At 39.4% G+C, this 2,874-nt stretch carries 2 protein-coding genes; one reads left to right on the top strand and one right to left on the bottom strand.

Annotation, left to right across the window (positions count from 1 at the left end; translation table 11 throughout):
• Positions 1–105: 105 nt before the first annotated feature.
• Entirely contained in the window at positions 106–1,125 is a 1,020-nt protein-coding gene (locus WB217_RS09825; protein WP_423992950.1) for a tripartite tricarboxylate transporter substrate binding protein, read from the bottom strand.
• Positions 1,126–1,481: 356 nt separating this feature from the next.
• Here WB217_RS09825 and brnQ point away from each other — a divergent pair, with 356 nt between their 5' ends.
• Positions 1,482–2,846: a branched-chain amino acid transport system II carrier protein gene (gene brnQ, locus WB217_RS09820; RefSeq protein ID WP_423992948.1), complete on the top strand. Its 1,365-nt coding sequence runs from the start codon at positions 1,482–1,484 to the stop codon at positions 2,844–2,846.
• Positions 2,847–2,874: the final 28 nt, after the last annotated feature.

Genomic DNA, 2,874 nt, shown 5'->3' with positions numbered 1-2,874 from the left:
CAAGCGACTCGAGGGGCTAGGCGCTGAAGCTGGACATACTAAGAGTTAAATTAATGCTTTCTATATTAAACTTTGGAGAAGGAAGCAAGACCTTCCCCTACTTAATTACTTCTGCATGCCCAGGGCGGCTAATAATTGCTGGATTTGGCCTTCTTGTTCTTCTAAGAACGTATTAAAATCAGCACTGTTTTTATAGTCGAAATCCCATCCCTGAGTCTCTACTTCCTTCTTCCATTCAGGAGAGTCAACAAGCTGCTTGATTGATTTATCCCAATAAGCTTTTGCTTCTTTTGACATTTTTTCTGGACCGAAAACACCGCGCCAAATAGTAAACTCAGCATCGACACCCTGTTCTTTTGCGGTAGGAATATCTTTAAAATCACCAGATAGACGCTCAGCTGAAGTAACAGCCAACACTCTTACCTTGCCAGCCTTTAAAAATTCTTTAACACTGGAGGCATCTGTGCCAATTACATCTGCGTTACCACCAAGCAATGCAGTAATCGCTTCTCCACCGCCATCATAAGAAACATATTTAACTTTTGTTGGATCAACTCCATATTTAAAAGCGGGAAGAATGGAAATCAAGTGGTCCATAGAACCTGGAGCAGAGCCACCGGCAAATGTAAGTTTACTAGGGTCTTTTTTTACCTCTTCCAGAACAGACTTTAAGTCCGTAAATTTCGAATCCTCTTTTACAACAATGGCACCATAATCCTTTGTCAGCTGAGCCAAAGGTGTTGTATTTTTAACACCGTACGGGCTGTTTCCTTCTTTTTTCAAATTGTTGATGATGATCGGAGGCGAATTGACAAAGAGCATATCGTTATTTTCCGCTTGCGCAGTAGCATATTCAGCCATAAACACAGCACCGCCTCCACCCGGCTTGTTTTCAACTGTTAAAGGCTGCTCTACAATCTTTGTTTCACTTAATACCTTTGTAAATGAACGGGCTGTTAAATCCCATCCCCCTCCTGCTCCCGATGGTGCCACAACGCTAATTGCTTTTGTAGGATAGCCTGAACTTTCTTCCTTACCTTCAGAGCTAGATGTCCCTTCACTGCTGCAAGCACCAAGGCTAATTGCCAGTGCTCCTGCACACATTACTGCTGAAAATTTCTTCATAAAAACCATTTCAATTCCTCCTTGTAAGCGTTTTCTTAATTTTACAAAGTTTTTGAATTTTTAACAGATTATCCATTTAAACAGCATTAAAAACTTATTAAACCTTTTGTTCATTTTGTTCACAGAAAGGAAATAAAAAGAATAGGAGATGATATCCGGGGACATATGTCATGCAGCAAGATTCTAAAAATACTAAAAACTTTCAATTGACTTGTAGCTTTCAAAAATATATAGTGAGTTTTATTCTACCTACTTAAGAGAAATGCTTGAGGGTCTTATAAGAGAAGGTATTTTCTTAGATTGTCAGCTTTTGTAACCCCCTCGAGATTAATACAACTAGAACAGGAGCAATTTAAATGCAGCAAAAAATATCGTTTTCTACCTATGGAGTCATTGGAACCATGCTATTCGGAATGTACTTTGGTGCGGGGAATTTGATTTTTCCAATCCAGCTGGGGCAACTTGCCGGAACAAACTTTTGGCAAGCATTAATTGGCTTTTTAGTAACAGCCATCGGCTTGCCATTTTTGGGAATTTTAGCGATTGGTCTTTCAGGAAGTAATGGCCTTCGTGATTTAGCCAGCAGGGTTCATCCGCTCTTTGGTGTGGTTTTTGCTATGGCTCTTTATTTAACGATTGGTCCCTTTTTCGCGATTCCACGGACAGCTACCGTCCCTTTTGTAGTCGGCTTTGAACCCTACATTAATCCGGGACAGGCAAGCTTATGGCTCGGAATCTTCAGCTTCGTTTTCTTTGCCATTGTTTACTTTTTTTCACTTCATCCCGCAAAGGTAATGGACTACATCGGAAAATATTTAACACCGGCTTTTCTTGTCTTTTTATTTGTATTAATTTTAACTTCCATCTTCAAGCCAATGGGGAACTTTGGAGAACCTTCCGGAGACTATATTAATTTAGCTTTTATTACAGGTTTCAAAGAGGGTTATAATACAATGGATGCCCTCGCATCACTAGCATTTGGAATTGTTGTCATCAATGCTATAAAGGGACAGGGAATCACGAAAACGAAGGATATAGCGAATGCCACCTTGAAATCTGGTATTTTTGCGATGGCTTTAATGATGCTGATTTATGGACTAATTACGTATATGGGTGCATCAAGTATAAACGCTATAGGTACCTTCGATAATGGCGGACAGATTTTTGCAGCTGTTGCTCAGCACTATTTTGGATCTTTCGGAGCAATCTTACTTGCAATCATCATTGTTCTTGCCTGCCTTAAAACAAGTATTGGACTTATTACTGCGTGCAGTGAATTTTTCCATAATCTATTTCCTAAAGTCAGTTACAAAAAATTTGTACTGGTACTGTGTATCGTTTCATTTACAATCGCAAACTTCGGATTAAATAATATCATCCAATTTGCGGTGCCGGTATTAATGTTCTTGTATCCTTTAGCAATTGTCCTTATCCTGTTAACTTTATTCTCGCCATTATTCGGCCATAAACAAAGCGTTTACGCAGCTTCCATGCTGCTGACATTCTTTGTAAGCTTTTTTGATGGCTATAGCGCATTAGCCGCAAGCTTACCAAATATGACATTCTCATTTTTCAATTCTGTTAAAGCATTCTACATGGATTACCTGCCACTTTACGAAATTGGTCTCGGCTGGATCATTCCAGCTTTAATTGGGGCGATCATCGGCTTTGTTTGGCACAAGAGCAATTTGAATGTGAGAAAATATCAAAAAGAACTGTAGGGTTTCCTGCAGTTCTTTTTGATAGCAA

Source organism: Mesobacillus sp. (genome assembly GCF_049588175.1).
In the GTDB taxonomy this organism is placed as follows: Bacteria; Bacillota; Bacilli; order Bacillales; family Cytobacillaceae; genus Mesobacillus.
The sequence above is the reverse complement of the archived record's forward strand: the minus strand, read 5'-3'. Positions and strand labels throughout refer to the sequence as shown.